General features: G+C 51.4%; 2 protein-coding genes and 1 pseudogene. All 3 read left to right on the top strand.

Features of this window, described 5'->3' with window-relative positions; all coding sequences use genetic code 11:
* A pseudogene (locus tag EAE91_RS23115) lies at positions 1–237 on the top strand (integrating conjugative element protein); the annotation flags it as partial.
* A 2-nt stretch (positions 238–239) separates the two neighbouring features.
* On the top strand, positions 240–611 hold the full coding sequence (locus tag EAE91_RS23120) for a hypothetical protein (protein WP_214090494.1): 372 nt from the start codon (positions 240–242) through the stop codon (positions 609–611).
* The coding region (locus EAE91_RS23125) for a conjugal transfer protein TraG N-terminal domain-containing protein (protein ID WP_214090495.1) at positions 608–1,689 on the top strand (1,082 nt) is incomplete at its 3' end. The genes EAE91_RS23120 and EAE91_RS23125, both read left to right, overlap by 4 nt.

The raw sequence follows: 1,689 nt of genomic DNA on the forward strand, positions 1-1,689 counted from the left end.
GCTCAGGCGCAGGCGATGGCAGAGAGTGATCGTCGCATTGCGACACTGGACAGAGAAATTACTGCCCTGAAGAATGAAATGGAGTTGCGCCGGGCGATTGCACAAAATACCGCACTGACCACGCTTGAGCGTGAACAACATCGGGTTGAAATGAATCTGCAACGGCAATCCACCGATAATACCGACAGTCGTATTCACACCTTGTCCGTGCCGCCGAAAGGGCGCGAAGGACAATAATGATGTCTGAGCAAAGTGAAGTTCGGGTACCTGCTGGCACTAAACAGAGGTTGATAGTGGGACTGAAACGGCATTTCAGGCGGGGGTTAATTGTCATGTTGATGATGGGGGGCATGTTACTTGTTGCCGCAGTTGGCTTGGCGTATCCGTCTCAGTTCAGTGCCTTACAACATTGGATGTACACGACCCGTTACGGCTGGCTGGCCTGGCGATTGGCCATGTACAGTGTGATTGCCTGTTTCATGTGGCAGCTTTGGCGATCCCCATTGCCGTTAACACAGAAAGCGGCTCTGAAACGGATGGCGCTCATTTCGCTGGGATTTGTGGGATGTTGTGAGTATGCCATGTTCTTCGTCTCCGGAGAGCAGTCATGACAACTTACAGCTATCTGGAATATTTTCTGACCCTGCTGGGCTGGATAGTGAATAACGGCTTGTGGAATGTGCTGCTGGCCACCGGGTTATTTGTGCTGCCGTTGACATTCAAAATGATAGGTATCTGGCTGAAAGTCCGGGAAGAAGGGGAGGATGAAGGGAATAAGGGCATGCTCTCAGTAACCCGGATTGAAAACACTTTGTATGGCGCTTTTCTGGTCATGATTGCTTGCTGTGTGCCGTTGGTCAATGTGAGTCTGAGTACCATTACGTATGATGACTCGCGGGCAAAAAGTTGTGGTACTTGGACACCGAAACCGGCTGAAACGGGTTATGCGTCCGTGATATCGTCGCTTGACGGTAAAACGGCGGCGGCTCCGGTTTGGTGGATACTGGTTCATCAGATTTCCAAAGGGGTCACTCAGGCTGCAATAGCTTCTCTTCCCTGCCGTCCCGACTTGAGGCAACTGCGTTTTGAGGTCCAGCATACGCGGATTAATAATCCGGCACTGGCTCAGATATTACAGGATTTCACCCATGACTGTTATGCGCTGGCATTGTATCAGTGGAAACGCCGGGACGAGGGAAGAACCCTGGATGAAGTGGTATTACGGGATATTGAATGGTTAGGGTCAAAAACGTTTCTGAATAGTGCGGGTTATTATGATGTGCTTCAGTCAAAAACGCCTCGTTCGGATTTTCCCTGGAAACCGCACCGTGATGATGGTTTTGCTAATACGGGACAGGGGGGATATCCGACCTGCAAAGAATGGTGGTCAGACAGTCAAGTAGGATTGGAAAAACGGGTGATGGCTCAGGTTGAGCCAGGCATGTGGTTTCGGCTCTCAGCAGCATTGAAACTGATGGGCAAAGAGACGTCAGAATACAAAGAAGCGGTGATACGGCGTCTGGTGAGTCCAGAGAGCTTGACCACATCTCAAGGGGGACATGTCTATGCCGGTTACGGCGGTAACGCGGATTTTACTCTGATGAATTCGGTGGGCCGGATAGCCTCATTGGGCGGGGTGTCGTTGGGAAGCTTGGCGGCATTTCCGGCGTTTGATGCAATGCGCCAGGC

This window comes from Photorhabdus noenieputensis (genome assembly GCF_018448935.1).
Lineage (GTDB): Bacteria > Pseudomonadota > Gammaproteobacteria > Enterobacterales > Enterobacteriaceae > Photorhabdus > Photorhabdus noenieputensis.

What these genes read in the sequence shown, in the direction of transcription:
- EAE91_RS23120 (WP_214090494.1), top strand. Translation starts at nt 240, where the DNA reads ATGTCTGAGCAAAGTGAAGTTCGGGTACCTGCTGGCACTAAACAGAGG.